Origin of the sequence: Roseibium sp. Sym1 (assembly GCF_027359675.1) — a bacterium.
Taxonomy (GTDB): Bacteria; Pseudomonadota; Alphaproteobacteria; order Rhizobiales; family Stappiaceae; genus Roseibium.
Window position 1 is genome coordinate 4,335,026 of sequence record NZ_CP114786.1, and the last position, 15,988, is coordinate 4,351,013.

Consider the following 15,988-nt stretch of genomic DNA (forward strand, 5'->3'; position numbering starts at 1 on the left):
GCTCAGGCCTGAAGTGGACTGGTCGCGCCGATTTCGCCCAGTTCCTCGATATAGCTGACCTGCGTCAGGTTCTTCGCCAGGTAGGCCCGGGTATGCGGCATCTCGAAATGGGCGGCGAGGGCTGCCTTGTCCGTCCAGCATTCCCAGAGCGTGAACTTCGCCGGATCCTGAAGGTTCTGCCGGATTTCGAACAATCGGCATCCCGGTTCACTTTGTGTCTCTGCCACGAGACGCCGCAATCCCGCTTCGGCTTCCCCGAGGTCGGCGCCTTCCTGAAGTTCGATACCTGCGCTGATGAAATAGTTGCTCATGGATGTCTCCTGTTCAGTCTGAGGACTGACGGAGACGTATTGATTATTGTTTTGACAATCTATATCGAACTTTGGGAGTTATTGTTGCAAAAGTGGAATCATGCTCGACGATATCGGCCTGTTCATTCACATCGCTCAACGGCGCAGTCTTGCGAAAGCCGCAGCGTATCTGGGATTGCCGGCTGCCACCGTGACCCGCCGGCTGCGGCGGCTGGAGGAGCAGATCGGCGCACAGCTTGTTCACCGCTCGGCCCGCAAGTTTGCGCTGACCTCGGAAGGAGAAGCCTATTTCGATGCGTTCGCGGATCTGGTTCTCAACGCCGAGGCCGCGCTCAGGGGCCTGAACGCGGATCTCCACGCCCTGCAGGGCAGCCTGAAGGCGGCCGCGCCAACCAATATTTCGGTCGGGATCCTGCAGCCCATGTGGTCCGCGTTCCTGAGAGATCACCCGGACATCCGGCTCACCCTGACCCTGAGCAACGAGAACAAGGACTTGCTGGAGAACCAGGTGGACCTGGCCCTGCGTGCCGGTCCCCAGACTGACCCGCGCCTCTACCAGAAACGGCTCGGTTGCGTCGCCACGATCCTGACTGCCGCTCCTGCGTATCTGGGGGAAGCCGGTTTGCCCCGTGATCCTTCGGAGATCGGCCGTCACAAGTTGATACGTGTCGCGGCCCTGCCGCAGTGGCATCTTGCCCACCACCAGACCGGTCAACGGGAAACGGTGCATGTGGATGCTCACGTGGCGGTCGACGATATCGGCCTGGCCCGTCAGCTGGCCGCGGATGGCCGGGGAGTGGCCCTGTTGCCGGTCAGTGAAATTTCCGGCGATCTTGAAAGTGGCCGGTTGCTGCCGGTCCTGAGCGGATGGCAGGGACAGACGAGGGAGCTTTATGCGGTCTGGCCGACCGGACGGCTGCTGAGCGCGCGCGCAACATGCCTGCGCGACCACATGGCCAGGCACATCGCAGCCATCCCGGTGTTGCAGGGATGGGTTCCCGACCCTCGACGTTAAGCGGTGAAAGGTTCGCAGCGCATATAGCGCGGCATGTCAATATAGCTGCGCATATACAGGATCCAGGCGCGGCATTCCTGCTGGGACTTGAAGCAGCCGGCCTGTGAGATCAGGTAGCTCAGGTCGAAATTCTCGACGCGGCCGCTGGCGATACCCTTCCAGCCCGACCCGGAAAAGGACCGGCAGTCATAAGGGGTGTTGTAAGTGTAGGGAATCTCCTGCCGGGTCTTGTTGAAGGTCGGGGCGAACAGCAAGTCGGAAGGTTTCTGGAACTGCGACTGGCAGGCCACGAGAGCGACGGCCATTGACAGGACCGCGGCCACGCGCAGCCCAGCGTTCATCCGACGGAGCGCGGAGAAGTGACTGCGGCAGGAAGGATGCATGGCGGGCTCCAGTGATCGGTACTGACCTTTTGACAAGGCCATAACAGACTGATTTGCAATATGTGTCACATGATCCGAAGACTTGGACAAAATCAAGTCACGAAGGAGTGCCAAGCGCCTTGCCGGGATGGCCGAAGCCAACGCGGCAGATTTGCCTCAAGCACCGTGAAGGGAGCGGAACCGACGGTTTGCGGGTGCTTCAGTTGACGGTGATCCAGCGCAGCATGAGGAAGTTGTCCGCACGCTGGGTCAGGTCGATATTCGATTTCGATCCCCACAGAAGCGGCTGGATGTGCAAGGGCACATAGACGACGTCGTCCCGGACGATCATGGCGACCTCGTCCAGCATGGCCTGGCGCTTTTCCGGATCGATCTCGCGCTGGATCAGCGGCAGCAACTCATCGACACGGGCGTTGGAATAGCCGCCGAAGTTCCAGCTGCCGAGTTTCTTCTCGTCATTCTTGCTGGTCACCAGGAAGCGGATCGGGTGCTCGGCGTCGAACGTGCCGGGGGACCAGCCGAGCAGGTACATGTCGAAATTGCCCTCGCGCAGTTCCGGCCAGTAGTTGCGTACCGGCATGGCGTTGAGGCTTGCCTTCATGCCGGCCTGCGCGAGCAGGGCGGCCATCGCCTTGCACAGTGCCTCGTCATTGATGTAGCGGTCGTTGGGACATTTCAGGCCGAAGGAGAAGCCGTCCGGATAGCCGGCCTCGGCCAGCAGGGCCTTGGCGCCTTCGGGGTCGTAGCCGATGCGTTCGCTGGCGGCATCGCTGTAGCCCTTCATCTGCGGGCTGACCAGCTGGCTGGCGACTTCCGCGTTGCCGCGCATGATCTTGTCGACAAGGGCTTCCGCGTTGATGGCCTTCTGCACGGCGGTGCGCACCTTCACATCCTGGAACGGGTTCCCGTCCACCGTTTCTTCCGAGTATTTCAAGGCATCGTGGCCGTGACCGAAGCCCAGCATGATCACGCGGGCCTCGATGCCCCTGTGCAGGGTGAGGCCGTCCTGGCGTTCGATGCGGTCGACATCCTGGACCGGCACGGGTTCGATCAGGTCGACCTGGCCACTCAGGAGACCGGCAACCGCCGTCGCAGGATTGGCGATCGGCAGGAAGGTGGCCCTTGTGAGATTATGTTCGGCATCGTCCCACCAGCCGTCGTTGGCTTCCAGGACGGTCTCGACACCCGGTTCACGCGCCACCAGCTTGAACGGGCCGGTGCCGTTGGCATTGAGGGTCGCGAAGGTTTCCGTTTCCTTGGCCGGGAGTTCGGCACCATTGGCCTCCGCCCAGTCCTTGTCCAGGATCATGAAATTGGCGATGGAATCGGGAAAGATCGGATCCGGAGCGTGGGTCAGGAAATCGATCGTATGGTCGTCGACAATCCTGACTTCTTTCACCGGCGCGAACCAGGAACTGACGTCGGACGCCTCGGACGCGGCGCGCTGGTAAGAGAACAGGACGTCTTCCGCGGTAAAGGCGGCACCATCATGGAACGTCACGCCGTCGCGCAGATGAAAACGCCAGCCGTCACTGCCGAGCGGTTCCCAGCTTTCCGCCAGCGAGCTCTCGATCGCCATGTCCTTGTTGCGGCGGACAAGGCCCTCATAGACGTTGTTGAGAAAACCGAGCACCGGCGCAGAGCTGACCGCGTGGGGATCCATGGTCTGCGGGTCGGTCGGCGAGGACCAGCGCAACTCGGCGGCGCCGGCAATGGAGGCAGACCCGAGCAGCGCCGCTGCGACTGTGAAAGCGGTTCCGAAGCGGATTGCCCGGCACGATGACTTGGTCATGACATCCCCATTGAAAGTTGTGGTTTTTGAAATGAAAACCCAGCCTAAGCCTTTTCGGCGCAAAAGAAATACCGGGCCCGCAAGCGGACCCGGTTCTCGTTTCAATTCGGCGTGAGTGGTCGCGCGATCAGGCCTTGCCGGCCACCATCAGGGCGAAGGCCTGGTTGCGCGCGACTTCCTTCAACCGGTCGAACCGTCCGGAGGCGCCGCCATGGCCGGCTTCCATGTTGGTGGTCAGCATCAGGAGGCTGTCGCCTGTCCCGGTGGCGCGCAGGCGGGCGATCCACTTGGCCGGTTCCCAGTAGGTGACGCGCGGGTCGGTCAGACCCGCCACCGCCAGGATCGCCGGGTAGTCCTTCGCGGCCACATTGTCATAGGGCGAATAGGACGCGATGTACTCGTAGGCGGTCTTGTCGGTAACCGGGTTGCCCCATTCCGGCCATTCCGGCGGCGTCAGCGGCAGTGTGTCGTCGAGCATGGTCGACAGCACATCGACAAAGGGAACCTCGGCGATGATGCCGCCGAACTTCTCGGGCGCCATGTTGGCGACAGCGCCCATCAGCATGCCACCGGCGGATCCGCCATGGGCGACGATCCGGTCATGGGCGGTGAATGTCTCCGCCACCAGATGATCGGCGGCCGCGATGAAATCGGTGAAGGTGTTCTTCTTGTTCTCCCGGCGGCCGTCCTTGTACCAGCGAAAGCCCTTGTCCTTGCCGCCGCGGATATGGGCAATGGCGTAGACAAATCCCCGGTCGACCAGGGACAGGGCATTGGTGTTGAAGCTGGCCGGCACGGTGATGCCGTAGGAGCCGTAGCCGTAAAGCAGCAGGGGCGCAGAGCCGTCGAGCGTCGTGTCCTTGTGATAGAGCACGGATACCGGCACGGTTTCGCCGTCCGCTGCGGGCGCCATCAGACGGCGGGTGACATAGTCCGAGGCCGCATGGCCGGACGGCACTTCCTGTTCCTTCTTCAGGACACGCTCGCGGGTGTCGACATTGTAGTCGAAGGTCTGCGACGGCGTCGTCATCGAGGAATAGGTGAAGCGGATCGTGGTCGTGTCGAATTCGTAGCCGCCGCCCATGCCGAGCGAATAGGCTTCCTCGTCGAAGGCGATCGCGTGTTCGATGTTGTCGGCGAGGCGCCGGATGACGATACGCGGCAGGCCGTCCTCGCGCTCAAGACGGGTCATGAACGTCTTGTAGACACAATGGGACAGGATCAGGCAGCCCGGCTTGTGGGGTACCAGGTCGGTCCAGTTGTCCCGGCCCGGGTCGGACTTGGGCGCGGTGACGATCTTGAAGTCTTCCGCGTCGCCGGCATTGGTCAGGATGTAGAAAAGGTCGCCGTGATCCTCGACGGAGTATTCGATGCCGGTTTCACGCGGCGCGATCAGCGTCGGTTCGGCGGTCGGGTCGCTTGCCGGAATGGTCCGGACTTCCGAGGTCTCATGGTCGTGAATATCGATGACGATCGTGTCGCCGGACTGGGTCTTGCCGACGCCCATGAAGAAGCCGGCATCCTCTTCCTCGTAGACAAGCACGTCCTCGGACGGGTCGGTGCCGATCTCGTGGCGGAACAGTTTCGAGGGCCGGTGATTGGCGTCGAGGCGGATGTAGAAGACATACCTGTCGTCGGCGGAGAAGACGCCGCCACCGCCGGTATCCTCGACAACGTAGTCGAGATCCTTGCCGGTCGCGGTGTCGCGAAAGCGCATCGAATAGTATTCCGAGCCTTTGTCGTCATAGGCCCAGGCCACCAGCTTGTGGCCGGTCGACTGGCTGACGGCACCGAACTTGAAGTAGGCCTTGCCCTCGGCTTCCTTGTCGCCATGGAGCAGGACCGTTTCCTTGCCGCCGTCGCGAGGCGTGCGGAAGAAGATCGGCTGCTGGCCGCCGGTCTCGAATCTCAGGCCGTAGGCGAAGGGGCCGTCCGGGGATGGGACGGAACTGTCGTCTTCCTTGATGCGGCCGCGCATCTCCGCGAAAAGCTGTTCCTGAAGCGCGTCCGTGGATGCCATTTGCGCTTTCTGGTAGGCGTTTTCGGCCTCCAGATAGGCACGGATGTCGTCATCCAGGACCGACGGGTCGCGCATGACTTCCTGCCAGTTGTCGGCACGCAGCCAGGAATAGCCGTCCTGACGCTCGATGCCGTGGGTCTCCAGGGTGAGAGGGCGCGCGTCCGCGCGCGGGGGAAAGGTATCCTGTTTCATGGCTCCGGAGGTAGGGGCTTTGCGGCGCGAAGGCAAGAGGGTCCAGGCGGGAAGAGCGGGAAACGGCCGGTCCTGGTGCCTGACGCCCGGCGATTGTTGAGGCGGGCCGAGCGCCTATCAGGGGGCATCGTGCCACACCAGTCAACAGCAGGCGACAAGACATCCGGATCTGCTATGTGAAGTTGACTGATTATTTCGAGGACACCGTTGATGCCAAACGACACCTATATCCTGACCCGGGATGACATCGCCGCAATGGAGGGGACCCAAAAGACCCATTTCCTCAATCCAAATGCACAGCGGCTGAACAAGTCGCTGGGCGACGCGACCGGGCTGACCGGATTCGGGTTCCATCTGATAGAGGTCGAGCCCGGCTTCGAGACGACGGAACATCATTGCCATTACCATGAGGACGAATGCGTTTTCGTTTTGTCGGGGAGCGCAACCGCGGTCATCGGAGAAGAGGAGCACGAGATCGGTCCGGGCGACTTCATCGGTTACCGCAAGTCGGGACAGCCTCATTCGATACGGAACACGGGAACCGAGGTCCTGCGTTGCATTGTCGTGGGAGAAAGGCTTGCGCATGATGTCGCCGACTACCCCAGGCTCGGCAAGAGAATTCATCGCCATGCCGGTCTGCCGTGGAGCCTGGTCGATCGCGACCGGATCGAGGAACTTGGCGGTGGCGTCGGCAAAAAGTAGGTAACCTTCGTCGCGGGAGAAGCCCATTCCAATTGCAGAATTGACACCATGTGCGAATTCGGTCACTCAGGATGGAATGGTTTCCGAATCCGGCATCCGGATCGGGATTAAAAGGGAACACGGTGCGGCGTAGCCAACAGGCACCAAATCCGTGACTGCCCCCGCAACTGTGAGCGGCGAGCGACCCTGGAACACCACTGGGTAACCCCGGGAAGGACCAGGCAAGCTGTGACCCGCAAGTCAGGAGACCTGCCATTTCATCTTCAACTTCAACCCGGGCGGGGTGCCCCGGAGGAGCGAGTGACATGGCACATCAGCCCTTGCTGACACAGACAGGCATTCGGTTTCCAGACGCCCCGCGCAATCGCGGAGGGCGATATGAACCGGACAGACGTTTCTCGCACTTTCAGACATTCAGGTCTGCTGGCACCTGCCGGCAGTCTCGGTGATCGTGCCGCCAGGGCAATGTGCCCGAACGGCCATGCAAACGCTCTTGCAAACCGGCACAGTTGTAATGTAATAACATTACAAAATGGATACGCGGTTGGAGACCATGAACAGCCGCTTGGACGATGCAAGGTGGGACAGTGCCGGGGTGGCCATGCCCAACCGGCGCATCCCTGTGCCGGGAAGGAGCTGGCCGATGAGCGCTGAGACCCAGAGGATCTTTGTCTGCACGGTCTGCCCTCACAAGGGCGGAAGCTGCGGGCCGGGTTATGACCTCCTCCGGAAACTGCAGGACGCGGTGAAGCTGACGGTGCCGGTGGTCGGCGACGATTTCGAAATATCCGGAACGGCCTGCATCGCGGGATGCTTGCGTCCGTGCATGCTGGCCTTCAGGGCGGGCGGGAAGTCCACCTACCTCTTCGGCGATGTCGCCCCGGAGACGGATATCGACGATCTCATCGCCTTTGCGGACCTTTACCGCGAGCGGGAAGAGGGACGGGGACAGGCCGCGGACGGGCAAGGCCCGGTGGGGCAGACGGACCTGACCCGCATTCCCGCGGCCATGATCGTCACGCAGGTCGATCCGGCAGCGCTGTCATGAGCGGTGCCGCACTGTCCGTCAAAAACGTCGGCTGGCGGCCGGGCCGGGGCAGGGCCTTGCTTGAAGACGTCAGTTTTGACCTTGCCCCGGGAAAGGTGCTCGGTATTGCAGGTGCCAACGGCGCCGGCAAATCGACCCTGCTGCGCCTTCTTTACCGGTTTCACAGGCCGGTGGAGGGGACGGTGTCTCTGGACGGCCGGGATCTCTGGCAGATGTCCGCGCGCGAAACGGCGCGCAAGGTGGCGGCGGTCCTGCAGGAGCAGCCGACGGATTTCGCGCTGTCCGTTCGGGAGATCGTGGCCCTTGGCCGGCGTCCGCACGGCTCGGGGTTTGCCGGCGGCGGACGCAGGGACGCGGATCTCGTCGATGATGCGCTGGAGCGAATGGGCTTGCTGGATTTTTCCGGACGGTCCTTCGGCACGCTCTCCGGCGGAGAACGCCAGCGGGTCATGGTGGCCAGGGCCCTGGCGCAGGAACCGCAATTGCTGGTCATGGATGAGCCCACCAATCATCTCGACATCCGCCATCAGCTCGAGATCGTCGCGTTGATCGGAAGTCTCGACATCACCGTCGTCACCAGCCTCCACGACCTGAACCTGGCGGCGCAACTCTGCGATCAGGTGCTGCTGCTGTATCGGGGACGGCAGGTTGCCCACGGTCGCCCGGACGAGGTGCTGACGCCCGCGCATATCGAACACGCCTATTCGGTCCGCGTCAGCCGCCAGGACCCTGCACCGGGCCGCGCGCCTCACTTCAGTTTTCATCTTTAATCACGGAGCTTTTTCATGAAACGTCTGGTTCTTGGCCTTGCCGCGACACTGGTCGCGAGCCCGGCGCTTGCACAAACCACAATCCGGAGCTGTGACCGGGAGGTCACTTTCGAGGAACCGCCCAAGGCGGCGGTCTCCAACGACGTGAACCTGACAGAGATGATGCTGGTGCTCGGCCTGAGCGACCGGATGGTCGGTTATACCGGGATTTCCGGCTGGAAGACGCTTGACGAGGAAATGCGCGAAGGGGTCGCCGAACTGCCCGAACTTGCCGAAAAATATCCGGGCAGGGAGGTGCTGATCGGCGCGGATGCGGATTTCTTCTTCGCCGGCTGGAACTACGGCATGAAAGTCGGCGGTGAAGTGACACCGGAGACGCTGGCTCCCTTCGGCATCGAGGTCTACGAACTGACCGAATCCTGCATTCATATCGGCGACAAGCCGAAGGTCTCCATGGATGACATGTATAACGACTTGCTCAATCTCGGCAGGATCTTCGGTGTCGAGGACACCGCCTACGACCTGGTCGCCGCCTACAAGCTGGAACTGGACCGGATCACGTCCACTCTCGGTGCGGATGAGGAACCGCCGCGGGTGTTTGTTTATGACAGCGGCGAGGACAAGCCTTTCACGGCCGGACGATATGCCATGCCCACCGCCCTGATCGAGGCGGCAGGTGGCGTCAACGTGCTCGACGAATTCGAAAAGAGCTGGGCACGGATCGACTGGGAGACCGTTGTCGAGAAGAACCCGGAAGTGGTGGTGATCGTCAACTACGGCAATGTCACCGCGGAGCAGAAGCGCAACTTCATGAAAAACAATCCGGCGCTTGCGGGTATCGATGCGGTCAGGAACGACCGCTTCGTGACGCTGGACTATGTCGAGGCTACGCCGGGGCCGCGCAACATCAGGGCGGTGAAGACGCTCGCCGACGCCTTTTGGGGAGACTGATCCTTGTTGCAGAAGGCGGCCGGCGGTCCCGTTCCGGAACCGGCCCGGACGGGTCGGGAGCGCCGGTCCGCGGCAAGACCCGCAATTGCGCTGATGATATCGGGCGGGCTTGTCGCGCTCGCCGTGTCGGTGGTGGTGGGCGTGTCCGTCGGCGCGGTCTCCGTGCCGTCCGGCACCGTGTTCGGGGTCGTTGCCAACAAGGTCTGGCCCGGACTGGCCGATGCGGACTGGTCGGCGGGGCGCGAGGCGATCGTCTGGGACATCCGCCTGCCGCGGGTGTTGCTGGCCGGTCTCGTCGGCGCCGGGCTGGCCCTGGTGGGCGCGGCGCTTCAGGCGGTTACGCGCAATCCGCTCGCGGATCCGCATCTCCTCGGGATTTCGTCGGGCGGGGCGGCCGGCGCCATTCTGGCGTTGCTGCATACCGGCCTCTTTCTGGGTCTGTTGACCGTGCCGCTGATGGCCTTTGCCGGCGCATTGGCCGCAACGCTGATCGTGCTTGGCGTGACGCGTTTTGCCTCGGCGGCAAGCGCGGACAAGCTGGTTCTGGCCGGTGTCGCGGTGTCCTTCGTGATCATGGCAGTTGCCAACATCCTGATCTTCCTGGGCGATCCACGGGCCACACATACGGTGGTGTTCTGGATGCTGGGCGGCCTTGGCCTGGCGAAGTGGAGCCACCTCCTGTTTCCGCTTGGAATTCTGTTGCTCGTCACGCCGTATCTGCTGCTGAGGGCCGCGGACCTGAACGCCATGACCATCGGTGACGAAACCGCGGCCACCCTCGGAATTCCGGTCGCCCGGTTCCGCCTGACCGTGTTTGTCGCTGGTGCGCTGATCACGGGCGTGATGGTCGCCTTTTCCGGGATCATCGGGTTTGTCGGCCTGATGATCCCGCATATCGCCCGAGGCCTCACGGGAGGCAGCTACACGCGCGTGCTGCCTGTCTCCGCGCTGCTCGGGGCAATCTTCCTGATCTGGGCCGATATTCTCGCACGCACGCTGATGGCGCCGGAGGACATGCCGATCGGCATCGTCACCGGCCTGATCGGCGGCGTGTTCTTCATTGCGCTGCTGCGGTCGAAGGCCGGCGCGGACGGCCGCTGAGCAGGATGAACACCATGATCGTCATGTTCACAAGGTTCCAGGCGATGCCGTTCAGGAAGGCCATCGAGTAGGAGCCGGTGAGATCGTAGATCCAGCCGGACAGCCAGCCGCCAAGGGCCATGCCGAGGATGGTCGACATGATCACCAGGCCGACCCGCTGGCCGGCTTCCCTGGCGGGCAGGTATTCGCGCACGATCACCGCGTAGCTCGGCACGATGCCGCCCTGGGAGAGGCCGAAGATCAGCGAGACCAGGTAGAGCGAGGCCAGGCCGTTGAACGGGATATAGAGAAACAGCGCGGCACATTGCAGGACCGAGCCGATCAGGAGGGTCTTCACGCCGCCGATCTTGTCGGCGACGAAGCCCGAGGCGAGGCGGCTGATCACGCCGGCTCCCGTCATCAGGGCAAGCATGTCCGCGCCGGGCGCGACGCCGAAACCGAGGTCGACGCAATAGGCAACGATATGGACCTGCGGCATCGACATGGCCACACAGCAGCCGATACCGGCCAGCACCAGGAGCCATTGTAGGCTTCCCGGCCGAAGCCCGGTGGTCTGATCACCGAAGGACCGGGCGCCGGGCGCGGCGGCAAAGGCGGTTTCCGGAGGCGGGCGGCGCAGGATCAGGGCGAGCGGCACCATGGTCACGAGGCAGATCACCCCGATCATCAGGTAGGTCTCGCGCCAGTCGGTTGTTGCAAGGCTCCACTGGATGAAGGTCGGCCAGAGCACGCCGGCCAGGTAGTTGCCGCAGGCGGCACAGGCAACGGCAAGGCCGCGGCGCTTGACGAACCAGTGAGAGACGTCGGCGATCAGCGGCCCGAAGGTCGCCGCCGTGCCAAGGCCGACCAGAACGCCCTGGGCCAGGGAGAACAGCCAGATATCCCGCGCCATGGCCGCGAGTGAAAAGCCGGCGCCGAGTGCAATGGCGGAGCCGATCACTGGCGGCACGATGCCGAAGCGGTCGACGACCCGGCCGAGCAGGTAGTTGCCGGCGGCAAAACCGAGCATGGTCGCCGTGTAGGGCAGGGACGCGTCGGCCCGGTCGATGCCGAAATCCGACTGGACAGCCGGCAGCACCACGACAACCGCCCACATGCCCGCCCCGCCAAGCGTGCTCAGCAGGATCGAGATCGCCAGGCGGAACCAGGCATAGGGGCCGTCCTGGACGTAAGGATCGGGCGCGGTGGCAACAGTCATCATCGGCTTTCCGGAAATATTCCGTTCCTGCCTATCAGGTCCGGCAAGCCGGAACCAACAAATATCCTTGAAGCCAATGAACAGTTTTTGAAATGAATGGACCGGAAGTCCCGGAGGACTTCCGGTGTGATGCAAGTCCGATCAGGCCTGTTCGCCCTGCTGGGCCAGGACTTCCGTCACGAAGTCGCGCAAGGTCCGCGTCGGATGCCCGGTCAGGTCCTCCAGGGCGGTGGAAACCGTTTCAAGTTCACCGGCAGCCGCGCCCCTGTCCGCATCGGCAAGCGCCTTTGCAAAGCCGTCCGGAAGGCCGGCCTGGACCAGGATCCCGGCATAAGTTTCCTCGGGCAGATTGGTGAACGGGATCTCCCGTCCGCTCTGGCGGGAGATTTCCACGGCCAGGTCCGCAAGGGTGAAGGCCGGTCGCCCGCCCAGTTCGAGAGCGCGCGTGGACAGGTCGTCTCCCGCGATCACCCGGGCCGCGGCTTCGGCATAATCTTCGCGTCCGGCCGCGGAGAACCTTCCGTCTCCAGCAGCGCCGACGACAGCGCCATGGGCAAGGGCCGCTGCGACCGTTCCGGCGAAATTCTCCACGTACCAGCCGTTGCGCAGCACCGCATGGGCAATGCCGCTTTCCGCCAGCAGCGTTTCGGTGGCTACATGTTCCTGGGCAAGGATCAGGCTCGACTTCGGCACGTTCAGAAGACTGGTATAGGCAATGAAGCGGACCCCGGCTGCCTTTGCCGCCTCGATGACCGCCGCATGCTGCGGTACGCGCTTGCCGACTTCGGATCCGGAAATCATCAGCAGCCGGTCGACACCTTGAAGGGCGGTGGACAGGCTTGCCGGATCGTCATAGTCCCCCTTGACGACCGAGACCCGGGCAGAGGCAAGGTCCTGTGCCTTTTCCGGTGAACGGACAAGGGCACGGACTGGTTGGGAGGTCTGTTTTACCAGGTGTTTCAGGACAAGTCGGCCCAGCTGGCCGTTGGCCCCCGTGACTGCGATCATCGTGTTTCTCCTTGGGCTGGTGTTCGGTTTTCGATGCGACAATTGCCATGTAGACGAGGTGCTTACTTTTTGTTAGTACGTACAAAAAGGTTAGTTTTGAGATTTTTCGATCTCGCAGGCACAAGGCAGGAAAACTTGATGGCGGACGCCCCCGAAACATCGCCCGGATCTGCACCGGACAGCAGCAAGCCGTTGTCCGAGATCGTGCGCCGGGGGGAGCTCTTCAACCGCAACTGTCCGTCACGGGAGGTGCTGAAACACCTGACCAGCCGCTGGGGTGTCCTGGTGCTGATTGCGCTTCTGGAACGCGAACACCGCTTTTCCGAGCTCCGGCGCAAGGTTGGCGGGGTCAGTGAGAAGATGCTGGCGCAGACGCTGCAGACGCTTGAGGCGGACGGTTTCGTCAACCGCCATTCACATCCCGTAGTGCCGCCCCATGTCGACTACAGCCTGACACCGATCGGCCGGGAAGTGGCGGTCAAGGTGCGTGACTTCGCCGACTGGATCGAGGTCAATATCGGCCGGATCCTTGCCGTGCAGAGGGAAAGGGCGCCCGAGACCACCGCGCCGGTGGCCTGAACCGGCCTATTCCGCGGCGTTGAGCTGTGAAAGGGCGCCCGCCGCGAGCAGGCAGGTTTCCGAGCTTTCGTCCATCGGCACCATCAGTTCAATGGTCATGCCCTCGATCACCGCATCCTGGACGGAGGCCAGCTGGCCGAGCAGGGATGTGATCCGCAACCGGCTGCCGTCAGGTGCCATCACCTCAACGGGGACGAAAACGGGGACGTCTTCGCGAAAGGTCTCTTCGAGACCGTCGAGCAGGCCTCCAGCCCGCGCCTCTTCCAACAGATCCGCCAGTTCAGGATCCTCTGCGGCTTCCCGATAGAGCCGGGCGGCAAAGATCGGGGCGGCTTCCCGCCAGTTCAGGATACGTTCCCGGAAGGCGGATGAGAGGAAGATCCGGAACAGGTTCGGGGGCTGGTTGCCCGTGTCCGTGAATCCGGACAGAAACAGTTTTCCGGGCGCATTCTGACGCAGGATGGTCCAGCGTTTGTCGAGGACGTAGGCCGGAAACGGCCAATGGGCGAGCAACCGCTTTTCGATGAGATCGAGCGCCTCGACAACGTCGGGTGAATCCTCAGCGCGGCACTTGTAGGGACTGGCAAAGCCGGCCGTCTCGTAAAGCACCTGGCTGCGGCCGACCGGAAGGGCGAGTTCACGTTCGATCCGCTGGATCATGTAGCGGCTGGGCGAGGCCCGGCCTGTCTCGAGGAAGGAGACATGGCGCTGCGTGGAGCCTAGTTTCGCGGCCAGATCGGCCTGGGACAGCCCGCGCTCGTGACGCAGCGCTTTCAGGGTCATGCCGAAGGCGGGACGCTGCTCACTCATGCGGGCTCTCTTCCTTATTCCCCGCAAGGGAATTGCCGGGGCTCCGGAAAGTCTTAGGCTCCGCTTCGATCTCGCGCAACACACGAAGACTGGAGCAACCGATGACGACGTGGATCCTGGCCGTACTTGTTCTCTACCTGGCACAGATCTATCTGAGCGCCGCGCTGTATCTGCCGTCCGAGAGCCTGTGGCAACACGCCGGCGGACGAGACGTCCTGCCTGAAAAGGGCAGATATGCCGGCCGGGCGGACAAGGCACTCGTCAACATGAAGGAAAACCTGCCCTTTTTTCTGGTGCCCGCGGTGCTTGCCTTTGTCGTTCCGGGAACCGACATGGCGCTCGCGGTGACCGGTGCGCAGGTCTTCTTCTTCGGGCGGCTCGCCTATGTGCCTTTCTATCTGAGCGGAATTCCCGGACCCCGGTCGATTGCCTATACCGTCGCCCTGTTCGGCAACGTGCTGATGGCCTGGGCGCTGTTTGTCGGAGCGGCGTGACGCAGCCTTTATCGTGAATACTGGTCGACGATCTGCCAGTAGCGCGGATCGCGCCAGACCCTGGACACGGCTGCAGCCAGTCGGGCCCGGATCTCGGGATCGAGGTCCTTGTTGGCGGCAAGCCACTGGGTGCCGTGGGTGACCGGCGCGCCGATCACGAGTTCCCCCGGATCGAATCCCTGTTGCCGGTAAACGTAGCTTGCCCGGATCGACATCGTGTACCAGGCGTCGATCCGGCCGGTGCGCAGCATTGTGCTCATCTGCTCGGCGGAGGTGATCTCCTCGACATTCCGGACCCCGAAACGATGCAGGATCCGGCTGCGCTGGCTGCCGAGATGCACACCGATGACCTTGCCTGTCGCAATTGCCTTCTCGAACGTGTCCAGCGGCTGGTCGAGGGTCACGAAGGCACTCTCCGTGTAGACGAGCGGAGCGATATACTGAAACTTCTTGCTGCGGGCCTTGGAATAGGCGGCGGTGAACAGCAGGGAGCCGGGGGTGTTTTCCGCAAGAAGCTGGGCACGTTTCCAGGGCGCGAAATGGATGTCGATTTCCAGGCCGGCTTCTTCGGCGACCAGTTCCATCAGCTCCACCGCGATGCCCTTGTGGCTTTCGTTGATGGAGAGGGGTGGCAGGTAGCCGGTGAAGGCCGTGAGTTTCGCGGCTTCCGCCTGCAGGGTTGCGCCGCAAAAAAGACCGATGCCAAGTGCCAGGGCACGAATGTCCGTATTCAAGAGCCTCTGTAATAAAGACAAGTGCTTCCCCCCGGATCGCCATTTAGTACTATCGCGAATTATGCCAAGGGTTCGTAACTGAAGTCTAAAAGTCTTGGGCGCCGAGGTGTTTTTGCTTGGTGTATGGGGCCGGGAGCGTCAACGGGCCGTCCACGCTCCGGCCCCTCTCAGTAATCGATGCTCGTTTCAACGGTCATTTCTTGTCCGCCGGTTTGCGTCCGCCATGAACAAAATTCATGGCGTGGCCGTTCATGCAATAACGCTGCCCGGTCGGCTTCGGGCCGTCGGGAAAGACATGCCCCAGATGGGCGTCGCAGCTGTTGCAGCGGATTTCGGTGCGCATCATGCCATGGGAATGGTCATCCAGTTCACGAATGGCCTCCGGGTGGATGCTTTCAAAGAAACTCGGCCAGCCGCAGCCGGAGTCGAATTTCGTGTCCGACATGAACAGCGGCGCGGCGCAGCACACGCAGTCATAGCGGCCGATCAGCGAATTGTCCCAGTAGGGGCCCGTGAACGGCCTTTCCGTTCCGGATTGGCGGGTTACGTAAAACTGCTCCGGTGTCAGCTGTTCCATCCACTCAGCGGTGGTCTTTTTCACTTGCGGTACCCAACCTGTCTTTTGCGCGGTGTCGTTGCTCATCTGCACATTCCTTTATTGCTCTTTTCGTAAGACATAGGCAAGGAGCGGAATGGCGGCAAGATCCTCCCGATAACGTGTGCGTCAAAGCAATTTCAAATGAAATGACTTGGCTGAAGTGACAAATTCACGGCCGGCATCGTTGGGGGCAGGATCGTTGCCGAACAGGCGGAAAGCGCAAGGAAGTGCAGCGCACTTTCGGGCGGCGCTGCCAATCGTTGATTTGTCACCAAAGCCTAA

At 62.4% G+C, this 15,988-nt stretch carries 17 protein-coding genes and 1 riboswitch; of the genes, 8 read left to right on the forward strand and 9 right to left on the reverse strand.

Features of this window, described 5'->3' with window-relative positions; all coding sequences use genetic code 11:
• Positions 1–2: 2 nt before the first annotated feature.
• Positions 3–311 carry a putative quinol monooxygenase gene (locus O6760_RS19700; protein WP_269581409.1) on the reverse strand — a complete coding sequence of 103 codons (309 nt, stop codon included), beginning with the start codon at positions 309–311 and terminating at the stop codon, positions 3–5.
• A gap of 100 nt (positions 312–411) precedes the next feature.
• Here O6760_RS19700 and O6760_RS19705 point away from each other — a divergent pair, with 100 nt between their 5' ends.
• Complete coding sequence (locus O6760_RS19705) at positions 412–1,326, forward strand: LysR family transcriptional regulator (protein WP_269581410.1); 915 nt, start codon at positions 412–414, stop codon at positions 1,324–1,326.
• Here O6760_RS19705 and O6760_RS19710 read toward each other — a convergent pair.
• The 3 genes from O6760_RS19710 to O6760_RS19720 all read right to left on the reverse strand — a co-directional run bounded on the left by O6760_RS19710 (position 1,323) and on the right by O6760_RS19720 (position 5,713).
• Positions 1,323–1,709, reverse strand: coding sequence for a hypothetical protein (locus O6760_RS19710; RefSeq protein WP_269581411.1), 387 nt, complete (start codon positions 1,707–1,709; stop codon positions 1,323–1,325). The two genes, O6760_RS19705 and O6760_RS19710, sit on opposite strands and share 4 nt — an antisense overlap.
• Before the next feature lie 199 nt (positions 1,710–1,908).
• Positions 1,909–3,501, reverse strand: a complete 1,593-nt coding sequence (locus O6760_RS19715) for an ABC transporter substrate-binding protein (protein ID WP_269581412.1) — start codon at positions 3,499–3,501, stop codon at positions 1,909–1,911.
• Positions 3,502–3,628: 127 nt separating this feature from the next.
• Positions 3,629–5,713, reverse strand: a complete 2,085-nt coding sequence (locus tag O6760_RS19720; protein ID WP_269581413.1) for a S9 family peptidase — start codon at positions 5,711–5,713, stop codon at positions 3,629–3,631.
• 210 nt (positions 5,714–5,923) lie between these two features.
• On the opposite strand from O6760_RS19720, the gene O6760_RS19725 reads away from it, so the two are divergent.
• The 5 genes from O6760_RS19725 (at position 5,924) to O6760_RS19745 (ending at position 10,285) form a co-directional block, all read left to right on the forward strand.
• Entirely contained in the window at positions 5,924–6,415 is a 492-nt protein-coding gene (locus tag O6760_RS19725; RefSeq protein WP_269581414.1) for a cupin domain-containing protein, read from the forward strand.
• Between the two features lie 60 nt (positions 6,416–6,475).
• Positions 6,476–6,686, forward strand: a riboswitch (cobalamin riboswitch).
• 372 nt (positions 6,687–7,058) lie between these two features.
• Complete coding sequence (locus tag O6760_RS19730) at positions 7,059–7,463, forward strand: DUF1636 domain-containing protein (protein ID WP_269581415.1); 405 nt, start codon at positions 7,059–7,061, stop codon at positions 7,461–7,463.
• Entirely contained in the window at positions 7,460–8,233 is a 774-nt protein-coding gene (locus O6760_RS19735) for an ABC transporter ATP-binding protein (protein WP_269581416.1), read from the forward strand. The genes O6760_RS19730 and O6760_RS19735 overlap by 4 nt, the downstream gene beginning before the upstream one ends.
• Before the next feature lie 15 nt (positions 8,234–8,248).
• Positions 8,249–9,184 (forward strand): ABC transporter substrate-binding protein, encoded by a 936-nt coding sequence (locus O6760_RS19740; RefSeq protein WP_269581417.1) that lies wholly within the window; start codon positions 8,249–8,251, stop codon positions 9,182–9,184.
• A gap of 93 nt (positions 9,185–9,277) precedes the next feature.
• Positions 9,278–10,285 carry a FecCD family ABC transporter permease gene (locus O6760_RS19745; RefSeq protein WP_269586316.1) on the forward strand — a complete coding sequence of 336 codons (1,008 nt, stop codon included), beginning with the start codon at positions 9,278–9,280 and terminating at the stop codon, positions 10,283–10,285.
• Here O6760_RS19745 and O6760_RS19750 read toward each other — a convergent pair.
• Both O6760_RS19750 and O6760_RS19755 read right to left on the reverse strand, forming a co-directional pair.
• Entirely contained in the window at positions 10,242–11,483 is a 1,242-nt protein-coding gene (locus O6760_RS19750; protein WP_269586317.1) for an MFS transporter, read from the reverse strand. The genes O6760_RS19745 and O6760_RS19750 overlap by 44 nt on opposite strands.
• A gap of 141 nt (positions 11,484–11,624) precedes the next feature.
• Complete coding sequence (locus O6760_RS19755; protein WP_269581418.1) at positions 11,625–12,491, reverse strand: SDR family oxidoreductase; 867 nt, start codon at positions 12,489–12,491, stop codon at positions 11,625–11,627.
• A gap of 138 nt (positions 12,492–12,629) precedes the next feature.
• Here O6760_RS19755 and O6760_RS19760 point away from each other — a divergent pair, with 138 nt between their 5' ends.
• Positions 12,630–13,070, forward strand: coding sequence for a winged helix-turn-helix transcriptional regulator (locus O6760_RS19760; RefSeq protein WP_269581419.1), 441 nt, complete (start codon positions 12,630–12,632; stop codon positions 13,068–13,070).
• 6 nt (positions 13,071–13,076) lie between these two features.
• Here O6760_RS19760 and O6760_RS19765 read toward each other — a convergent pair whose 3' ends face one another.
• Positions 13,077–13,880 carry a helix-turn-helix domain-containing protein gene (locus O6760_RS19765; RefSeq protein ID WP_269581420.1) on the reverse strand — a complete coding sequence of 268 codons (804 nt, stop codon included), beginning with the start codon at positions 13,878–13,880 and terminating at the stop codon, positions 13,077–13,079.
• Positions 13,881–13,981: 101 nt separating this feature from the next.
• On the opposite strand from O6760_RS19765, the gene O6760_RS19770 reads away from it, so the two are divergent.
• Positions 13,982–14,374: an MAPEG family protein gene (locus tag O6760_RS19770; RefSeq protein ID WP_269581421.1), complete on the forward strand. Its 393-nt coding sequence runs from the start codon at positions 13,982–13,984 to the stop codon at positions 14,372–14,374.
• An 8-nt stretch (positions 14,375–14,382) separates the two neighbouring features.
• Here the strand turns inward: O6760_RS19770 and O6760_RS19775 are convergent, their stop codons facing one another.
• Both O6760_RS19775 and msrB read right to left on the reverse strand, forming a co-directional pair.
• Positions 14,383–15,108, reverse strand: a complete 726-nt coding sequence (locus O6760_RS19775) for a substrate-binding periplasmic protein (protein WP_269581422.1) — start codon at positions 15,106–15,108, stop codon at positions 14,383–14,385.
• A gap of 193 nt (positions 15,109–15,301) precedes the next feature.
• On the reverse strand, positions 15,302–15,751 hold the full coding sequence (gene msrB, locus O6760_RS19780; RefSeq protein ID WP_269581423.1) for a peptide-methionine (R)-S-oxide reductase MsrB: 450 nt from the start codon (positions 15,749–15,751) through the stop codon (positions 15,302–15,304).
• Positions 15,752–15,988 lie beyond the last annotated feature (237 nt).

Excerpts from the sequence above, each read along its gene's own strand:
- O6760_RS19700 (WP_269581409.1), bottom strand. The coding sequence starts at position 311 with ATGAGCAACTATTTCATCAGCGCAGGTATCGAACTTCAGGAAGGCGCC.
- O6760_RS19705 (WP_269581410.1), top strand. The coding sequence starts at position 412 with ATGCTCGACGATATCGGCCTGTTCATTCACATCGCTCAACGGCGCAGT.
- O6760_RS19710 (WP_269581411.1), bottom strand. The coding sequence starts at position 1,709 with ATGCATCCTTCCTGCCGCAGTCACTTCTCCGCGCTCCGTCGGATGAAC.
- O6760_RS19715 (WP_269581412.1), bottom strand. The coding sequence starts at position 3,501 with ATGACCAAGTCATCGTGCCGGGCAATCCGCTTCGGAACCGCTTTCACA.
- O6760_RS19720 (WP_269581413.1), bottom strand. The coding sequence starts at position 5,713 with ATGAAACAGGATACCTTTCCCCCGCGCGCGGACGCGCGCCCTCTCACC.
- O6760_RS19725 (WP_269581414.1), top strand. The coding sequence starts at position 5,924 with ATGCCAAACGACACCTATATCCTGACCCGGGATGACATCGCCGCAATG.
- O6760_RS19730 (WP_269581415.1), top strand. The coding sequence starts at position 7,059 with ATGAGCGCTGAGACCCAGAGGATCTTTGTCTGCACGGTCTGCCCTCAC.
- O6760_RS19735 (WP_269581416.1), top strand. The coding sequence starts at position 7,460 with ATGAGCGGTGCCGCACTGTCCGTCAAAAACGTCGGCTGGCGGCCGGGC.
- O6760_RS19740 (WP_269581417.1), top strand. The coding sequence starts at position 8,249 with ATGAAACGTCTGGTTCTTGGCCTTGCCGCGACACTGGTCGCGAGCCCG.
- O6760_RS19745 (WP_269586316.1), top strand. The coding sequence starts at position 9,278 with ATGATATCGGGCGGGCTTGTCGCGCTCGCCGTGTCGGTGGTGGTGGGC.
- O6760_RS19750 (WP_269586317.1), bottom strand. The coding sequence starts at position 11,483 with ATGACTGTTGCCACCGCGCCCGATCCTTACGTCCAGGACGGCCCCTAT.
- O6760_RS19755 (WP_269581418.1), bottom strand. The coding sequence starts at position 12,491 with ATGATCGCAGTCACGGGGGCCAACGGCCAGCTGGGCCGACTTGTCCTG.
- O6760_RS19760 (WP_269581419.1), top strand. The coding sequence starts at position 12,630 with ATGGCGGACGCCCCCGAAACATCGCCCGGATCTGCACCGGACAGCAGC.
- O6760_RS19765 (WP_269581420.1), bottom strand. The coding sequence starts at position 13,880 with ATGAGTGAGCAGCGTCCCGCCTTCGGCATGACCCTGAAAGCGCTGCGT.
- O6760_RS19770 (WP_269581421.1), top strand. The coding sequence starts at position 13,982 with ATGACGACGTGGATCCTGGCCGTACTTGTTCTCTACCTGGCACAGATC.
- msrB (WP_269581423.1), bottom strand. The coding sequence starts at position 15,751 with ATGAGCAACGACACCGCGCAAAAGACAGGTTGGGTACCGCAAGTGAAA.